14 protein-coding genes are annotated in these 17,882 nt (G+C 72.3%); 6 read left to right on the top strand and 8 right to left on the bottom strand.

The features are described from left to right. Positions 1–81 precede the first annotated feature (81 nt). The gene (locus EDD54_RS05805; protein WP_126535706.1) at positions 82–1,026 is read left to right on the top strand and encodes a GlxA family transcriptional regulator; all 945 of its coding nucleotides are present in this window, start codon (positions 82–84) and stop codon (positions 1,024–1,026) included. A gap of 352 nt (positions 1,027–1,378) precedes the next feature. Continuing rightward, positions 1,379–3,403, top strand: coding sequence for a YgiQ family radical SAM protein (locus EDD54_RS05800; protein WP_126535708.1), 2,025 nt, complete (start codon positions 1,379–1,381; stop codon positions 3,401–3,403). Positions 3,404–3,410: 7 nt separating this feature from the next. Here the strand turns inward: EDD54_RS05800 and EDD54_RS05795 are convergent, their stop codons facing one another. The 3 genes from EDD54_RS05795 to EDD54_RS05785 form a co-directional block, all read right to left on the bottom strand. Further along, entirely contained in the window at positions 3,411–4,733 is a 1,323-nt protein-coding gene (locus EDD54_RS05795) for an RsmB/NOP family class I SAM-dependent RNA methyltransferase (protein WP_126535710.1), read from the bottom strand. 217 nt (positions 4,734–4,950) lie between these two features. Then, positions 4,951–5,712, bottom strand: coding sequence for a hypothetical protein (locus EDD54_RS05790; protein WP_126535712.1), 762 nt, complete (start codon positions 5,710–5,712; stop codon positions 4,951–4,953). 4 nt (positions 5,713–5,716) lie between these two features. Further along, positions 5,717–5,962: an HTH-like domain-containing protein gene (locus EDD54_RS05785; RefSeq protein ID WP_126535714.1), complete on the bottom strand. Its 246-nt coding sequence runs from the start codon at positions 5,960–5,962 to the stop codon at positions 5,717–5,719. Positions 5,963–6,252: 290 nt separating this feature from the next. Between EDD54_RS05785 and EDD54_RS23375 the strand changes: the two genes are divergently transcribed. Genes EDD54_RS23375 through EDD54_RS05775 form a run of 3 tightly spaced genes read left to right on the top strand, consistent with a single transcriptional unit; the run spans position 6,253 to position 11,811 of the window. Next, positions 6,253–6,990: a hypothetical protein gene (locus EDD54_RS23375; RefSeq protein ID WP_245515650.1), complete on the top strand. Its 738-nt coding sequence runs from the start codon at positions 6,253–6,255 to the stop codon at positions 6,988–6,990. Between the two features lie 10 nt (positions 6,991–7,000). Next, positions 7,001–8,455 carry a Y-family DNA polymerase gene (locus EDD54_RS05780; RefSeq protein WP_321184140.1) on the top strand — a complete coding sequence of 485 codons (1,455 nt, stop codon included), beginning with the start codon at positions 7,001–7,003 and terminating at the stop codon, positions 8,453–8,455. After that, positions 8,452–11,811, top strand: coding sequence for an error-prone DNA polymerase (locus tag EDD54_RS05775; RefSeq protein ID WP_126535718.1), 3,360 nt, complete (start codon positions 8,452–8,454; stop codon positions 11,809–11,811). Before EDD54_RS05780 ends, EDD54_RS05775 begins: the two co-directional genes overlap by 4 nt. A 45-nt stretch (positions 11,812–11,856) precedes the next feature. On the opposite strand, the gene EDD54_RS05770 is transcribed toward EDD54_RS05775, so the two are convergent. Next, positions 11,857–12,435 (bottom strand): CGNR zinc finger domain-containing protein, encoded by a 579-nt coding sequence (locus EDD54_RS05770; protein ID WP_126535720.1) that lies wholly within the window; start codon positions 12,433–12,435, stop codon positions 11,857–11,859. 125 nt (positions 12,436–12,560) lie between these two features. Here EDD54_RS05770 and EDD54_RS05765 point away from each other — a divergent pair, with 125 nt between their 5' ends. Then, positions 12,561–13,538 carry an alpha/beta fold hydrolase gene (locus EDD54_RS05765; protein ID WP_126535722.1) on the top strand — a complete coding sequence of 326 codons (978 nt, stop codon included), beginning with the start codon at positions 12,561–12,563 and terminating at the stop codon, positions 13,536–13,538. 372 nt (positions 13,539–13,910) lie between these two features. On the opposite strand, the gene EDD54_RS05760 is transcribed toward EDD54_RS05765, so the two are convergent. From EDD54_RS05760 to EDD54_RS05745, 4 genes are all read right to left on the bottom strand, one after another. Continuing rightward, positions 13,911–14,450, bottom strand: coding sequence for a heme-binding protein (locus EDD54_RS05760; protein WP_245515649.1), 540 nt, complete (start codon positions 14,448–14,450; stop codon positions 13,911–13,913). A 91-nt stretch (positions 14,451–14,541) separates the two neighbouring features. Then, positions 14,542–15,411, bottom strand: a complete 870-nt coding sequence (locus EDD54_RS05755) for a DMT family transporter (RefSeq protein WP_126535726.1) — start codon at positions 15,409–15,411, stop codon at positions 14,542–14,544. Between the two features lie 142 nt (positions 15,412–15,553). Further along, the gene (locus tag EDD54_RS05750; protein WP_126535728.1) at positions 15,554–16,552 is read right to left on the bottom strand and encodes a quinone oxidoreductase family protein; all 999 of its coding nucleotides are present in this window, start codon (positions 16,550–16,552) and stop codon (positions 15,554–15,556) included. A gap of 49 nt (positions 16,553–16,601) precedes the next feature. Further along, a complete protein-coding gene (locus tag EDD54_RS05745) occupies positions 16,602–17,843 on the bottom strand; it encodes a CaiB/BaiF CoA transferase family protein (RefSeq protein WP_126535730.1) in 1,242 nt (413 codons plus the stop codon). Between the last annotated feature and the right edge of the window lie 39 nt (positions 17,844–17,882).

The following is a 17,882-nucleotide window of genomic DNA, read 5'->3' as shown; positions in this document are numbered from 1 at the left end:
CTCGACCGTCATGTCTTAAATGCCGTATAGACGACAAATCAGGACATGACGTTCGGGCGACGGGACGGCGGGGATACCCAGATGCGGACGATCGGCTTCGTGCTCTCCGACGGCTTCCAGGTGATGGCCATGGCCGCGGCGACGCCCTTCGAGATGGCGAACAGGCTGCTCGGCGAACCCGCCTATGCCGTCCGGATGCTTTCCGAACACGGCGGCCCCGTCCGCTCGTCCCTCGGGTTCGCGGTCGAGACGGAGGCCGTCGGCCCCGCCATGCCGGACACGGTGATGACGGTCGGGGCGATGCTTCCGGTTCGTGCCGCGGACGGCGTCCTCGCCTTTCTCCGCCGTGCCGGCGCCGAAGCACGCCGCGTCGCCGGCGTCTGCACCGGTGCGTTCGCGCTCGCCGATGCCGGCCTGCTCGACGGACGCCCCGCGACCACGCACTGGGCGCACGCGCGGACACTGCAGCGGCTGCACCCGTCGGTGCGCGTGGAAGACGACCGCATCTTCGTCAAGGACGGCCCGATCTGGACCTCCGCCGGCATGAGCGCCGGCATCGACCTCGCGCTCGCCCTGGTCGAGGACGACCACGGCGCCACACTCGCCAAGGAGATCGCCCGCCGTCTCGTCGTCTACCACCGCCGCGCCGGCGGCCAGTCGCAGTTCTCCGCACTCCTGGAACTCGAGCCCCGTTCCGACCGCGTCCGCCGCGCCCTCGTCTACGCCCGGGAGCATCTCACCAGCGCGCTCTCCGTCGAGGAGCTCGCCGAGGCCGCCAGTCTCAGCCCGCGCCAGTTCAGCCGCGTTTTCAAAGAGGAGACCGGCCAGTCCCCGGCCAAGGCCGTCGAGCACCTGCGCCTGGAAGCCGCCCGCGCCATGATGGAGGACGGCCGCCACCCCATCGACGTCGTCGCCCGCGAAACCGGCTTCGCCGACCGCGAACGCATGCGCCGAGCGTTCCTCAGGGCCTACGGACAGCCGCCGCAGGTGATCCGGAGGACGGTGCGGGCTGGCGGAACCATTTAGCGCTCACCGGTCGTCATGTGATCAGGACAACGTGCTCGGTTTCGGAACTCGGGCTCCCAAGCTGTGTGGAGCGCATCCCGAAGTTCGGACAATCTGACCTCGCCCCCAATATGCCCTAGTTCATAACCAGAATCCGTTCTGGTTCCGGTCCTTCCCGGACCGGGTGGCGAACTCGTCCGGGGCGAGACCGCTTGGACTGGTGTGCGGGCGGTCGTCGTTGTAGTCGAGGCGCCGAGCCTGCTCGGTCCGGGGATCCAACCCTTCCCGCTCGCCCTCCGCGCTCGTCCCGAACGCGGCGAGCCGATCCCCGGCCGAATTGAATCGGCCTCGATATCCGCCTATACGTGGAACTATGGACACCCTTCGAAATCCCGTCGCGCCGCTGTCGACCCGCGGGTCCTCCGGCGGCCGCGCAGCGCCGTTCCTGCCGATGAGCAAGCCCGAGATGGCGGCGCTCGGATGGGACGCTTGCGACGTCGTGCTCGTGACCGGCGACGCCTATGTCGACCATCCGAGCTTCGGCATGGCGATCATCGGCCGCCTGCTCGAATCCCAGGGCTATCGCGTGGGGATCATCTCGCAGCCGGACTGGCAGTCGGCCGAGCCGTTCAAGGCGCTGGGCCGGCCCCGGCTGTTCTTCGGGGTCACCGGCGGCAACCTCGATTCGATGGTGAACCGCTACACCTCGGACCGCCGGCTGCGCCACGACGACGCCTATACGGCGGGCGGGGAGGGCGGCAAGCGGCCGGACCGATGCACCATCGTCTACACCCAGCGCTGCCGCGAGGCCTACAAGGACGTGCCGGTGATCCTCGGCGGCATCGAGGCCTCGCTGCGCCGCATCGCGCACTACGACTACTGGTCCGAGAAGGTGCGCCGGTCGATCCTGGCCGACGCCAAGGCCGACCTCCTGCTCTACGGCAACGCCGAGCGTGCCGTCGTCGAGGTCGCGAACCGGCTCGCCGCCGGCGAGAAGCCGCGCGACCTCCACTCGATCCGCGGCGTCGCGCTGTTCCGCCCGGTGCCCGAGGGTTTCACGGAACTCCACGCCGACGACCTCGATTCCGCCGACGAGGGCGCCGCGCGCAAGCCCGGCGACACGGTGATCCGGCTGCCCTCCTACGAGCAGGTCGAGACCGACAAGGAGGCCTACGCCCGCGCCTCGCGCGTCCTGCACCGCGAGGCCAATCCCGGCAACGCCCGTCCGCTGGTCCAGCGTCATGGCGACCGCGACCTCTGGCTCAACCCGCCGCCGATCCCGCTGACCTCGGACGAGATGGACGCGGTCTACGACCTGCCCTACGCCCGGGCGCCTCATCCCTCCTACGGCGACGCGAAGATCCCGGCCTGGGAGATGATCAAGTTCTCGGTGACGGTGATGCGCGGCTGCTTCGGCGGCTGCACCTTCTGTTCGATCACCGAGCACGAGGGCCGCATCATCCAGAACCGCTCCGAGGGCTCGATCCTGCGCGAGATCGAGAAGATCCGCGACAAGACCCCGGGCTTTTCCGGCGTGATCTCGGACATCGGCGGCCCCACCGCCAACATGTACCGGATGGCGTGCAAGGATCCGAAGATCGAGGCGGCCTGCCGGCTGCCGTCCTGCGTGTTCCCGGACATCTGCCCGAACCTCAACACGTCCCACGACGACCTGATCCGGCTCTACCGCAAGGTGCGCGAGGTCAAGGGCGTCAAGAAGGTGATGGTCGCCTCCGGCGTGCGCTACGACCTCGCGGTGAAGAGCCCGGAATACGTCAAGGAGCTCGTCACCCACCACGTCGGCGGCTACCTGAAGATCGCGCCCGAACACACCGAGCGCGGACCGCTCGACGTGATGATGAAGCCGGGCATCGGCACCTACGACCGCTTCAAGGAGATGTTCGACGAGGCGGCGAAGGCGGCAGGCAAGAAGTATTACCTGATCCCGTATTTCATCGCGGCCCATCCCGGCACGACCGACGAGGACATGCTGCAGCTGGCGCTCTGGTTGAAGAAGAACCGCTACCGGGCCGATCAGGTTCAGACTTTCCTGCCCTCGCCGATGGCGACGGCGACGGCGATGTACCACACCGGCGTCAACACGCTGAAAGGCGTCCGGCGCGGCGCGACGGAGACGGTCGAGACCGTGCGCGGCGGCCGGCAGCGGCGTCTGCACAAGGCGTTCCTGCGCTACCACGACCCCGAGAACTGGCCGCTGCTGCGCGAGGCGCTGAAGGCGATGGGCCGCGCCGACCTGATCGGGCCGCGCCCGGACCAGCTGATCCCGGCCAACCAGCCGATCGGCACGGCCCGCCCCGGCGACAAGAAGCGCCCGGTGCGGCCCGGCTTCAAGGCGGGAACGTTCACAACCAAGGGTGTTCCGCTGCCGAAGCGGTGAGGGAGAGCTAGTCTTCCGCGACCGGCTCCGGCGGGCCCTCGCGCCGCAGCACGGCGGCGAAGAAGCCGTCGGTGTCGTGGCGGGCCGGGGTCAGCGACAGGTGGTCCGGGTGGGCCGAGGTCGTCAGCTGCGGCGCGGCTTCGCGGAGGGGCACGACGGCGAAGGCCGGGTGCGCGGCGAGGAAGGCGGCGACCTGCTGCTCGTTCTCCTCGGGGAGCAGCGAGCAGGTGGCGTAGACGAGGCGGCCGCCGGGCCTGACGAGGCGGGCGGCGCTGGCGAGGATCCGGCCTTGCAGGGCCACGAGGCCGGCGAGGCCCTCGTCCTCCGGCGCGCGCCAGCGGGCGTCCGGATTGCGCCGCCACGTGCCGGTGCCGCTGCAGGGTGCGTCGACCAGGACGCGGTCGAAGCCGCCCTTGTGGCGCTTGACCCAGCGGTCGGTCTCGCCGGCGAGGAGCCGGGTCTCGGCATTGTGCAGGCCGGCGGCGCGGAGACGCTCGGCACAGCGCTTCAGGCGGGCCTCGTTGACGTCGCAGGCGACGACGTGGCCCTTGTTCCGCATCCGAGCGGCGATGGCCAGCGTCTTGCCGCCGGCGCCGGCGCAGAAGTCGACCACGCGCTCGCCGGGCCGGGCGTCGACCAGCGACGCGACCAGCTGCGAGCCCTCGTCCTGGATCTCGATCGCGCCGGTCTTCAGCCCGGGCAGGCGCGCCAGGGCGACGCGTTCGGGCAACCGGACGCCGTCGGGCGACAGCTTGGTGGGTTCGGCCGGCAGACCGAGGCCCTTCAGTTCGGCCAGCACGGCCTCGCGCGTCGTCTGGATCGGGTTGACGCGAAGGTCGAGCGGCGGCGGCGTCAGCAGCGCCGCCATCTCGGCCTCGAAGGCCGCCCCGAAGCGCCGCCGCAGCGGCTCGATCGCCCAGGGCGGACACTCGAGGCGCATCGCGTCGGGCATGGCGGGATGGACGATCGTGCAGCCCTTCAGCGCGGCGAGCAGCGCGCCTTCGCCGTCGGTCAGGGCGGCCGGCGCGCCCTTCGCGCCAGCGAACAGGCGCGCGACCTCGACGGGCGTCCTGCCTTCGCCGAGCGTCAGCCACGCGAGCAGCCGCTTGCGGGGATCGTCCTCTTGCCCGTGCCGGACCAGCCACCAGCCGAGCCGCGCGCGATGGCGCAGGAGCGCGTGGAGCCGTTCGAGGATGGCGCCCTTGTCCCGGTCGTCGAGATGACGCCGGGTCCGGACCCAGGCGGCGGTGACGGCATCCGCGGGGCGGGCGTCGTTCTCGACGGCGGACGAGAGATCGAGGGTGGCTTGCAGGCGAGCGGCAGGGGTCACGGTGGGGCGGTCGGATCTTGCGAGGGCCGGGAGGGCTGGGAGTGCGGGGCGGTCCAGGTCGCTCTACGCGCCCTCGGCCGGCCGACGGAGCTCCGCGGCACGGACGGCGAACTTACCGGGCGCCTACGCCTTTGCAAGCGGGGTTTCGGGGGGCTGGTTTTGACCGAGATAGACATTCGGTTGCCGTCGAGGTGTAACGGCACGCGGCTACGGCTCCCTATTCGAGGATAGTGCCGCCGCCGCGTTCCCAGACCATGGCCCAGAATTGCTGACTCCAATCGGTCTGATGCCCGTCGAGGTACCGAGACTTGCCAAGCGCCGTTCCCAGTTTCGCCATCAAGGCGAAGAACTCGGCATCGGCGGGATTCGCCGCTGACCAAATCCGGCCCAGCAGGTAAGTCAGGAGGGCGTGAAAGAGCGTGATGCGGGTGGCTTTCTGCGGATCGTAGGCACGTGGCCTCATCTCAAGTATGGCGTGGGAAGAAGCGGTCGACTTGTTCGCGTCATAGAAGCGATGGAGGCGGAGTTGCCATTGTGCGAGGCTGCGGCCGTAATGAGCATAGGGTTGGATCGCTCCGGCAAATTCCCGCATGAAAGTGGACCACGGCTCTTGCCATAAACCATTCCCGTAATTCGGCCAGACATTCGTTTGCAACCAAGCCCGGAGCTTGCCAGGCGTGAGATCGTCCGAATCCCATCTCAGCAATGTTGCTTCGGCGTCGGGGTGGCCGCACACGCCGAGTTCGATGATGCTGATCGCTTCAACGCATTGTCGCGTCAGTGCCAAGGCGTTGGCGTGCATCCCCTCCCGGTTCGCCTGATTTGCCAGAAGCAACGTATCAAGTAAGAACCAATGCGCCATCAAAGATGATGATCGAACTTGGGATGTCATTTTTATATCTGAGACACTTACCGCAATACGTTTCATGACGATGGGTGTTGACTCTTCGTTTATTTTGAACCAATCTGGCTTTTTCATTGTCTTATCCGGTGAATTGACCGCGGTACTCGCGCAGAACGATTGTATCTTGCATGAGCGTAAACTGAGCGGCGAATACGAATGACACATGAAAGAAAAATGAAAACAGGCCGAATTCTCTAATCAACATGCCGGCGATCTCCCTGGCGTAGACGATCCCGAACAGATGGATGGCGACCGCCTGTTCACGGCTCGGCCCGGCCAGCCGATGCATCCGCGCCAGTTCTGCCGCGGCCTCGTCGATCGTCATGTCGGCTCCTCCCCGTCGCGAACATCTTCGTCATCCATCCCGAAATCGGGCTCACCGCCATGGCGATCCGGCCCGGACTCGGGCGAGATCCGTACGCGTTCCAGTGGAGCGCGGCCGCGCATTCTCGTCAACGGCACCCCCGCCCCGATCCGTCCCCAGCCTTTCGCCGCCGCCGGCCCCGCGCGCCCGGCTTCGCCTTGACTCGCGGCGACGGGTCGGGGATTTTGGGAACAAAATAGGAACATCGTCCCGCCGCCCGGCGTCCCGGGCGGGGGTGGATCGTGGAAGTCATGGCCGTCGCTCTCGCCAGTTTCGGGTCCGGTCCCGCCTTCGCCGCCGACGGCCTGCACGAGGTCTACGCGGCGGGGCAGGCCGAGGCCGTCTGCCTGTCGGGCTGCCTGCTGGCGATGGGCGGGGCCGGCCGGGCGGGGGCGGTGCTGTGGGTCCGGCAGGCCGAGCAGAACCGCGAGGCCGGGATGCCGTCCGCCGCGGGCCTGCGCGAACTCGGGATCGACCCCGGCCGGGTGGTGCTGGTGCTGCCGCGCGATCCGCTGTCGGCCCTGCAGGCGGCGCTCGAGGGCGCGCGCTGTGCCGCGCTCGGCGGCGTCGTCCTGGAACTCTGGGGCGAGGCGCGTCCCTACGACCTCACGGCCAGCCGTCGGCTCGCGCTCGCCGCCCGCGAGACGGGCGTGCCGGTGCTGGTCGCCCGCACCGCCGCCGCGCCGACGCCGAGCGCGGCCGAGACGCGCTGGCGGGTGCGCGCGCTCGCCTCGCGCGCCCTTTCCGCCCGCGCGCCGGGGCCGCCGGCGCTGGAACTCGTGCTGCTCAGGGACCGGAGCGGGCGGGAAGGGCTCTCTTATCACCTGGAGTGGGATCGCGATGTCCGCCAATTCCGCCTCCGCGACGCCGACGCGGTCGCCGTCGCCGCCGGCCCCCGCCGCGCCGCGCCGCTATCTGGCGCTGTGGTTCCCCTGGCTCCCGACGGACCGGCTGCGGCAGATCGAGGCCGTCGCCGGCAGACGGGATGAGCGTCCGCTCGTGCTGGTCGCCAAGGAGCGCGGCGCGCTGCGCCTCGTCGCCGTCGACGGCGCGGCGGCGGCGCTCGGGCTCGCGCCCGGCATGGCGCTGGCCGAGGCGCGCGCGCTGGTGCCGGACGTCGCCACCGCCGACGCCGCGCCGGAGGCCGACGCGGCGCTGCTGCGCGGCTCGGCCGAGGCCATGGAGATCTTCACGCCGCTGGTGGCGCTGCGCGGGCACGACGGCCTCGTGCTCGACGTCACCGGCTGCGCCCATCTCTTCGGCGGCGAGCGCGGGCTCGGCGCGGCGGCGCGGCGGCGTCTGGCGCGGGCGGGCCTGCAGACCCAGGGCGCGATCGCCGGGACGCCGGAGGCGGCCTGGGCCTTCGCCCGCCATCGCCCCGGCAGCGTCACGCCGCCCGGTGGGGAGGCGGCGGCGGCGCGCGGCCTGCCGGTGGCGGCGCTGGAGCAGGACGAGGCTGTCACGCTCGCGCTCGTGCGCGCGGGCCTGCGCAGCCTCGGCGACCTCGCCGACCGGCCGTCCCCCGTGCTCGCCGCCCGCTTCGGCGAGGGCGTGACCACCGCGCTGCGGCGGATCACGGGACGCGAGGACATCCGCGTCACGCCGCTGAGGCCGCCGCCGGTGATCATGGCGGAGCGGCATTTCCAGGAGCCGTTCGCCGAACTCGACGGGCTCCTCGCCGTGCTGGAGCGGCTGGCCGGCGACGTGACGGCGGCGCTGGAGGCGCGCGGGGCGGGCGGACGCGCCTTCGAGGCGGCCTTCTTCCGGGCCGACGGCGCGGTGCGGCACCTCGTGGTCGAGACCGCCGGACCCACCCGCGACGCCGCCGCGCTGATGCGGCTGATCCGCCTCCGGATCGAGGCGCTGGCCGATCCGCTCGACCCGGGCTTCGGCTTCGACGCGCTGCGGCTGGTGGTGCTGCGCGGCGAGGCGCTCGAGGTCGCCCAGCCGGATCTCGCCGGCGGCCGCGACGCGCGCGAGGAGGCGCGCGCCCTCGCCGGACTGGTGGACCGGCTGGTGGCCCGCTTCGGGCGCGAGACCGTCCGCCGCTTCGTCGCCCGCGACAGCCACGATCCGGTGCGCGCCGGCGGCACGGTGCCCTGGCTGGAGGAGACCGACGACGCGCCCTGGCCGGAACCGGAACCGGGCCAGCCACCGGCGCGTCCGCTGACGCTGTTCGGCCGGCCGCAGCCGATCGACGTGCTGGCCGAGGTGCCGGACAGTCCGCCCCTGCGCTTCCGCTGGCGGCGGGTGCTGCACGAGGTGGCGCGCGCCGAGGGGCCGGAGCGGATCGCGCCCGAATGGTGGCGCGCGCAGGACGGCACGCCGCCGCCGACGCGCGACTACTACCGGGTCGAGGACGCCGCCGGCCATCGCTTCTGGATCTTCCGCGAGGGGCTCTACGAGGAGGAGGGCACGCCGCCGCGCTGGTTCGTCCACGGGCTGTTCGCATGACCGCGCCGTTCTTCCCGCCCTATGCCGAACTCGTCTCGGCCAGCACCTTCTCCTTCCTGCGCGGGGCCTCGCAGCCGGCCGACCTGGTGCTCGCCGCCGTGCTGCTCGGCCATGCCGGCCTCGGCATCGCCGACCGCAACACCGTGGCCGGCGTGGTCCGGGCCTGGACCGCACTCGGCGAACTGCGCGAGGGCGGGCTGCTGCCGCCCGTCGTCCGGCGCGAAGGGTCGGGGCCGGGCGAATACCGCGTCGAACTGCCCGCGGCCCCCTCCCACGAGGCCCTCGCCGCGGCGATTCGGGCCGAGGCGCGGGCGCGGGCGGCGCGGTTTCGGCTCGTCGCCGGCGCCCGGCTCGTCTTCGCCGACGGCACGCCCGACGTCGTCGCCCATCCCGCCAACCGGGCGGGCTGGGGCCGGCTCTGCCGGCTGCTGACGCGCGGCAACCGGCGCGCCCGCAAGGGCGAGTGCCACCTGACCATCGACGACCTCTGCGCCGACGCCGCCGACCTCCTGCTGGTGGCGATGCCCGAGCGCGACCTCGCGCCGATGGAGGCCGCGCTGCCCCGGCTCGCGGAGGCGGCGCCCGGCGCGCTCTGGCTCGCCGCCACCATGCCCCGGCGCGGCGACGACCGCCGGCGCCTCGCCGGGCTCGCGTCCCTCGCCGACCGGGCCCGCCTGCCTCTGCTCGCCACCAACGACGTGCTCTACGCCGAGCCGGGCCAGCGCGACCTGCAGGACATCCTCACCTGCATCCGCGAGGGCCGCACGCTGGAGACCGCCGGCCGCCGGCTGGAGATCAACGCCGAGCGCCACCTCAAGCATCCCGGCGAGATGGCGCGGCTGTTCGCGGACCGTCCGGAGGCGATCGCCGAGACGGGGAATTTCCTGGCGCGGGTCGACTTCGACCTCGGCGAGCTGCGCTACGAATATCCCGACGAGCCGATCCCGCCCGGCCGCGACGCCCAGGGCTGGCTCGAGGAGCTGACCTGGCGCCACGCCGCCATGCGCTATCCGGACGGAATTCCCGGCAAGGTCGAGGCGCTGCTGCGGGACGAACTGGCGCTGATCGCCAAGCTGAACTACGCGCCCTATTTCCTGACCATCCACGACATCGTGCGGGTGGCCAGGGATCTCGGCATCCTGTGCCAGGGGCGCGGCTCGGCGGCCAATTCCGCCGTCTGCTACATGCTCGGCATCACCTGCGTCGACCCGGCCGAGCACGACGTGCTGTTCGCCCGCTTCATCTCCGAGGAGCGCCGGGAGCCGCCCGACATCGACGTCGACTTCGAGCACGAGCGCCGCGAGGAGATCATCCAGCACATCTACGAACGCTACGGCCGCGAGCGGGCGGGGCTGGTGGCGACCGTGATCCACTATCGCCCGAAGAGCGCCATTCGCGAGGTCGGCAAGGTGCTCGGCTTGTCCGAGGACGTCACGGCGGCCCTGTCCGGCACGCAATGGGGCAGTTGGGGCTCGGACATCACCCGGGCCCAGGTGGTGCAGGCCGGGCTCGACCCGGACAACCCGTGGATCGCCCGCGCCGTCGGCTTCGCCAAGCGCCTGCTCGGCTTTCCCCGCCACCTGTCGCAGCACGTCGGCGGCTTCGTGCTGTCGCGCGGACGGCTGGACGAACTGGTGCCGATCGGCAACGCCGCCATGGCCGACCGCACCTTCATCGAATGGGACAAGGACGACATCGACGCGCTCGGGCTGATGAAGGTCGACGTGCTGGCGCTCGGTATGCTGACCTGCATCCGCAAGGCCTTCGAGCTGCTGCGCGACCACGACGGCGTCGACCTCGGCCTCGACGACGTGCCGGCCGACGACCGGGCCACCTACGACATGCTGTGCCGGGGCGATTCCGTCGGCGTGTTCCAGGTGGAGAGCCGGGCGCAGATCAACATGCTGCCGCGCCTGAAGCCGCGCGTCTTCTACGACCTCGTCATCCAGGTGGCGATCGTCCGCCCCGGTCCGATCCAGGGCAACATGGTCCATCCCTATCTCCGGCGTCGGGGCGGGGAGAAGGTGGTGTTTCCCTCGCCCGCCCCGCCGCACGACCCGGACGAGTTGAAGGCCGTGCTCGGCAAGACGCTCGGCGTGCCGCTGTTCCAGGAGCAGGCGATGCGGCTCGCGATGGTGGCGGCGTCCTTCTCCGACGTGGAGGCCAACCAGCTGCGCCGGGCGATGGCGACCTTCCGCAACCTCGGCACCCTGGAACGCTTCGAGGGGCTGATGGTGGAGCGCATGGTGGCGCGCGGCTACGACCGCGGCTTCGCGCAGGACTGCTTCAACCAGATCCGCGGCTTCGGCTCCTACGGCTTTCCCGAGAGCCACGCGGCGTCCTTCGCCAAGCTGGTCTACATCTCGTCCTGGCTGAAGTGCCACCACCCCGCCGCCTTCGCCTGTGCGCTCTTGAATTCCCAGCCGATGGGCTTCTACGCCCCGGCGCAGATCGTCCGCGACGCCCGCGAGCACGGCGTCGAGGTCCGGCCCGTCGACGTCGACGAGAGCTTCTGGGACAACACGCTGGAGCGCACGGCGACCGGCGCCTTGGCGATCCGCCTCGGGTTCCGGCAGGCCGCCGGCGTGCACGAGGCCGAGGCGCGGCGGCTGGTGGCCGCCCGCCGCGACGGTTTCCGCAGCGTGGAGGACGTGGCACGGCGGGCCCGGCTGTACGGTCGGCCGATGAAGGCGCTGGCCGACGCCGACGCCTTCCGCTCGCTCGGGCTCGACCGGCGCACCGCCCTCTGGGAGGTGCGGCGCCTGCCGGCCGACGATCCGCTGCCGCTGTTCGCCGCCGCCGACGCGGCCGAACTCGGCGCGGAACCGGACGCCCGGCTGCCGGCGATGTCGCTCGGCGAGCACGTGGCGACCGACTACCAGACCATGCGGCTGTCGCTGAAGGCCCACCCGATGGCGCTGCTGCGCCCTCTGTTCGCGCGCGCGGGCGTCTCCACCGCCGCCGAGGTGAACGCGCGCGCCGACGCCCGCTTCACCCGCATGGCCGGGCTCGTGCTGGTGCGCCAGCGTCCCGGCAAGGGCAACGCCATCTTCATCACCCTCGAGGACGAGACGGGCATCGCCAACTGCCTGCTGTGGGCGCGCCAGTTCGAGGCCCTGCGCCGGCCCGTGATGGGCGCCCGGCTGATGCTGGTCGAGGGCCGGGTGCAGCGCTCGGCGGAGGGCGTGGTGCATCTGATGCTGAGCGGCGTGATCGACCGCTCCGACGCGCTTGCGCGGCTGTGGCCCGGGACAGGGGGCGACCGCGAGCCGTCTGGAAACGCGCCCACGGCTCCGCTCCGCGCCCGCCATCCGCGCGACGTCCGGATCCTGCCGAAGAGCCGGGACTTCCACTAGGGCCGGGTCGCCCGGGCCGGCGTCGGGGGCCCGCGCCCGCCGCGTTCACGCCGTTCCGGCCTCGCGCCGCTTGCGGTCGCGGAAACGGCCGACCTTGTCGCGGTTGCCGCAGACGCTCATCGTGCACCAGCGCCGGCGGGCGTTCTTGCCGACGTCGTAGAACACCATCGAGCAGGCCGGGTTGGCGCAGTGCTTCAGCCGCGCCGGCTCGTGGTCGCAGACGAAGCGGGCGAAGTCCTCGGCGACGACGCCGGTCACGCCCGCCGCCCGCCGTTCCACCGCCAGCTGCGGCCCGTCGGCGCCGACCGTCAGGCGCAGGCGATGGGCGACGCCGGCGAGGCGGCGGTCGACCTCGGCGACAACGTCGTCGCCGATCGCCTCGCCGCGCACGAGCCGCTCGAAGGCGCCGCGCAGGATCTCCCTGAAACGCCCCGCCTCGTGCGGATCCTCGCCGGCCGAAACCTCGCCGGCGAGCCCGGCCGCATCGGTCCAGCGCCCGAGACCGTCGGCGTCGGCGACGAGGTCGACCGGCCGGCCGTCGGGGTCGAGCGGCGTCGTGTTGAGGAAATCCAGCCACAGCCGGCTGCCGACGAAGGGCATGCCGTCTCGGAACTCGTCGCTCATCCCGGCCTCTCCCCGGCGCCGCGCCGCGCCGATCACGTCTTCGTAACCGTTGAAATATGCCTTTACAGGTTCGATTTCAACCGATACCGATAATAACGCATTTCAACGGTTACAGGACCACGGACATGCTCGACCTCCTCCGCCGCGGCCTCCTCGCCGCCGCCCTCGCCACGGGAACCCTGACGATGACCATGCCGCTCTCGGCGACGCCCGCCGTCGCCGCTTCCACGCACACGCTCTACAAGTCCGTCGCGATCGACGGCATCCGCATCGCCTATCGCGAGGCGGGCCCGAAGGACGCCCCGGTGGTGCTGCTGCTCCACGGCTTCCCGTCGTCCTCGCACATGTTCCGCGACCTGATCCCCGAGCTCGCCGACAAGTACCGGGTGATCGCGCCCGACTATCCGGGCTTCGGCCAGAGCGACGCGCCCGGCCTCGACGCCTTCCCCTACACCTTCGCGGCGATCACCGACCTCGTCGACAAGTTCACCGTCGCGGTGGGCGCCAAGTCCTACGTCATCTACATGCAGGACTACGGCGGGCCGGTCGGCTTCCGCCTCGCGGTCGCCCATCCCGAGCGCGTCCGCGGCTTCGTCGTGCAGAACGCCGTCGCCAGCGTCGAGAGCTGGAGCCCCGAGGCGGTCGCCGGCTTCGCACCGTTCTGGAAGAACCGCACCCCGGAGACCGAAAAGCCGGTCCGCGGCTTCCTGACCGCCGAGACGACGCGCTTCCAGTACACCCACGGCGCCTCGCGCACCGAGCGCCTGTCGCCCGACGCCTGGGTGTCCGACCAGGCCAACCTGGACAAGCCCGGCAACGCCGACCTCCAGGTGACGATGCTCTACAACTACCAGGACAACGTCGCCCAGTACCCGGTCTGGAAGGCCTATCTCGAGAAGAACCATCCGCCGATGCTGATCGTCTGGGGCCGCAACGACCCCTACTTCACCGAGAAGGGCGTCGCCTACTTCCAGTCGCTGCTGCCGAAGGCCGAGGTCCACCTCTACGACGCCGGCCACTTCGCGCTCGAGACCCACGTCGACGAGATCGCGTCCGAGATCCGCGGCTTCCTCGGCCATCTCGGCGGCCACAAGAAGGGCTGATCCCCCACCCGCGACCGCGGTGCGCCCTCCGCCGAGGGGCGCACCGCGGTCGCGCGCTCCGGGGCGGCCCTCCGCAACGCCCCGGGGACCCTCCCTCCGCCCGCCGCCCGACCCGTCCTCCGCGAGGAGGAGCGGGCGGAGGGAGCGGCAGCGCCGGCGCCCGCACGGGATCCGCAAAGGCGCGGTCTTTCCCGACGAACGCGAACAGGCCGGCCGCCCGATCGGGGCTGCCGGCCTGTTCGCGTTCGTCGTAAGAGAAGCCCCGGCGTCGGGGCGCGGGATTGTCCGACGCCGGGGCACGACGGACCGCGGTCACCCGCGATCCGACCTCCGGGATGCGCCGAACCGGCCGGCGCATCCGCATGGCACGTCCTAGTGCTTCGGCAGGGCGTCGCGGATCGCGGCTAGACCGGCGGCGGCGCAGACCTCGTCCTTGTCGCCGCCCGGCGCGCCGCCGACGCCGATCCCGGCGACGACTTCGCCGTCGACGCGGACGGCGACGCCGCCGGCGAGCAGGATGACGTCGGGCACGGTGGCGAGCGCCGCGGCGGCCGGCGTGCCGGCGGTCTTCGTCACGAAGGCGCCGAGACCGTCGAAGCCGAATACCGGGCCGAGGGTCGCGACCGTGTAGGCCTTGCGGAAGCTGGTGGTGCGGGTGTGCACGGTGGCGTGGTCGCCCTTGCCGTAGGCCTTGAGCTCGCCGGCGGTGTCGACCACGGCGGCCGCGACCGGGTAGCCCGCGGCGGCGCAGGCCGCGATCGCCGCGTCGACCGCACGAGTGGCGAGCGCGAGGGGCAGTTCATAGCCGACCGAGCGCACCTGCGCGGTCGCGGACGGGACGGCCGCGAGGCCGGCGAGGAGGCAGACGGCCGCGGTGCGGCCGGCGCGACGGACGGGGTGTGATCTCGACAAGGCATCGTCTCCGGTGTCGTGGCGTGTCGGATCATAGCGAAGACGTAACCTATTAAAATACAATTTCATAGGTTTCACGTGGATGTGACGCTCAGCGCGCGGCGGGATCGCGCAGGGCGAGGAACACGCCGCCGAGGATGGCGAGCGCCGGCAGCAGCGTGGCGAGGCCGAGCGGCTCGCCGAGCAGCACCACGCCGGCGACGGCGGCGATCGCCGGCACCGACAGCTGGACCACCGCGGCGGTGTTGCGCGGCAGCGCGGGCAGCACGGCGTACCAGACGGCGTAGCCGAGGCCGGATGCGAGCGCGCCGGACGCGATCGCGAGCAGCACGCCCTCCGCTCCGACGTCGATCCGGACCCCGGGCAGCAGCAGGGCCGCCACCGCCATCGGCGCGGCGAGGCGGAAGTTGGCGGCCGTCCGCCGCAGCGGATCGCCGGCGCCGGCGCGGAGCGTGTAGACGGCCCAGGCCGCGCCGGAGAGTGCCATGGTCGCAGCGCCGAGCGGATCCGGGGCGTGCAGCCCGGGGGCGAGCAGCGCCACCAGCGCGACCGCGGCGACGGCGAGGCCGGCGGTCTGGCGCCGCGACGGCCGGGCGCCGCGGAGCACGTTCCAACCGATCATGCCGCCCTGGACCGCCGCGAACAGGATCAGCGCGCCGGTGGCGGCGCCGACGCGGACGTAACCGAGCGAGAAGGCGAGGGCGTAGGCGAACAGCGCCGCCGCGGCGATCGGGTCGCCGGCAGGTCCCGGCGCCGCGACGGCGGTCCGGCGGCGGGCGAGCAGCGAGAGGGCCGCCGCGCCGGCGACCAGCCGGATCGCGGTGTAGCCGACCGGATCGGCCGCCCCGGTGGCGAGAGCGGCGCGGGCCAGCACCGAGTTGGCGGCGAAGGCGACCATCGCCGCCGCGGTGCCGGCGTGGACCGCGAGGCCCGTCGGGGCGCGCGTGGCGGCGTCCTGCATTCCCATCGCTCTCCCTCCGCTCCGATCGCGGTGGCCGGCGGGCGTTTCCTCGCGCCACCCGCCGGCCGTCCTTCCACCGCTCGACGCCTGGCGAGCGGCGGCGGACCTCGTGTCGACGGCCGATGGCCGTCGACGGGACGGATCAGCCGGCGTCCGGCACCAGCACGACCTTGCCGACCGTGCGCCGGCTCTCCAGCGCCGCGTGGGCTTCGCCGGCCCGCGAGAACGGGAAGGTCCCGCCGGCGAGCACCGTGAGGTCGCCGCGTGCGACGGCGTCGAACAGCGCGGCGAGGCCGGTGCGGACCGCCTCGGGATCGAGCAGCGGCACCAGCGCGAAGCCGCCGAGCCACTGGTTCTTGAACACCATGCGGACGAGATCGGTGCCGGAGAGCGTGAATTCCGCCGGGTTGAGCGCGCCGTAGAGCAGGGCGCGGCCGCACGGCGCCAGGATCTCCAGGCAGCGCTTGGTGACATCGCCGCCGACGGAATCGTAGACGACGTCGGGTCCGGTGCCGCCGGTGGCGGCGAGCACGGCGTCGTCCCAGCCCGGTTTGGAATAGTCGACGACGGCGTCGGCGCCGAGCGAGCGGGCGAGGTCGAGCTTGGCGGCGCTGCTCGCCGCCGCGACCACGGTGGCGGCGCCGGCGAGCCGCGCGAGCTGGATCAACAGCGAGCCGACGCCGCCGGCGGCGGCGGTGACCAGAACGCTCTTGCCCCGCGGATCGGCCTGGATCACCAGGTGCCGGGCCGACAACCCCTGTGCCTGCAGCGCCACCGCGGTGGCGTCGTCGATGGCGTCCGGCAGCGCGACCAGGAAGCGGGCGTCGATCACGAGCGCCTCGGCGTAGCCTCCGAAGTGGACGCCGCTCGCGAACAGCGGCGCGGCGACGCGGCGGCCGACCCAGCCGGCGTCGACGCCGTCGCCGACCGCCGTGACGACGCCGGCGGCCTCGCTGCCGAGCACGATCGGCAGCGGCGGCGTCACGACGTAGGCGTCGCGGCGCATCAGCGTGTCCGCGAAGTTGACGCCGGCGGCGGCGACGCGGACGAGGGCCTGACCGGCGGCCGGCACGAGGGCGGGACCGTCACGGAGGGCGAGCACGTCGGGGCCGCCGAAGCGGTCGAGGACGATCGATTTCATGGGGGCGGTGTCCGTTTGGAAGGGGAGGGTACGAGGGCGGCCGGTCGGGTCAGCCGGCCGCCGCGACGGTCTCGCCGATCAGCGCGAGGATCTCGGCGCGGTGCTCGTCGAGATGCGGCGGCGCCCGCTCGAAGGCGACCGGGGAGGCGGAGAACTTCAGGGGGTTGCCGAGCAGGCGGACGGTCTCGCCGTCCGCGCCGGTCATCGGCACCACCATCTCGCGGGCGAGCGTCTGCGGATGGGCGAGGGCCTCGGGTACGGTCGCGACCACGCCGGCGGGCACGCCGGCCCGCTCCAGCCGTTCGACCCAGGTCGCGCGCGGCGCCGTGCGGAAACGCTCCGACAGGATCGCGTCGAGGGTGTCGACGTTCGCGACGCGGCCGCGGTTCAGGGCGAAGCGCGGGTCGCCGGCGAGCGCCGGCAGGCCGGCGATTTCGGCCAGCCGGACGAACTGGGCGTCGTTACCGCAGGCGATCACGAACTCGCCGTCGGCGGCCGGGAAGCTCTGGTAGGGCGCGATGTTGGGGTGGCGGTTGCCGAGCCGGCGGGGCGTCAGGCCCGAGACGAGGTGGCCGGTGGCGACGTTGGCGAGCCAGGCGATCTGGGCGTCGAACAGCGAGAGGTCGATCCGCTGCCCTTGGCCGGTCGCTTCGCGGTAGCGCAGGGCCGCCAGGATGCCGATCGCGGCGTAGAGCCCGCAGACGATGTCAGCGATGCCGACGCCGACCTTGAGCGGCCGGCCGCCGGCCGCGTCCGGCTCCCCGGTCACGCTCATGATCCCGCCCATGGCCTGAACGAGGAAATCGTAGCCGACGCCGCCGGCGAGCGGCCCGGTCAGGCCGAAGCCGGTGATCGTGCACCATACCAGCCGGGGATTCTCGGCCCTCAGCGCCTCCCAGCCGAGGCCGGCACGGTCGAGGTCGCCGGTCTTGTAGTTCTCGACCACGACGTCGGCACGGCGGGCGAGGGCGCGGACCCGGGCGGCGTCCGCGGGGTCCTTGAGGTCGAGGGCGATCGAGCGCTTGTTGCGGTTGGCGGCCAGGAAATAGGCGCTGCGGTCGCTCTCGCCGCCGTCGGCGGCCGGCGCGAAGGGCGGGCCCCAGCCGCGGGTGTCGTCACCGACACCGGGCCGCTCGACCTTGACCACCTCGGCGCCGAGGTCGCCGAGCAGCTGCGTCGCGCTCGGGCCGGCGAGGATGCGCGAGAGGTCGAGCACCCGGATGCCGGCGAGCGGCCCCGCGGCAGTCGCCGCCGGTCCGCCGTCGCCCCTGCCCGTCGCGTGAAAGTCCATCGTCCCGTCCCCCGCTGTCGGCGACCACTGCGGTCCGCC

The organism is Oharaeibacter diazotrophicus (assembly GCF_004362745.1).
GTDB lineage: Bacteria > Pseudomonadota > Alphaproteobacteria > Rhizobiales > Pleomorphomonadaceae > Oharaeibacter > Oharaeibacter diazotrophicus.
The sequence above is the reverse complement of the archived record's forward strand: the minus strand, read 5'-3'. Positions and strand labels throughout refer to the sequence as shown.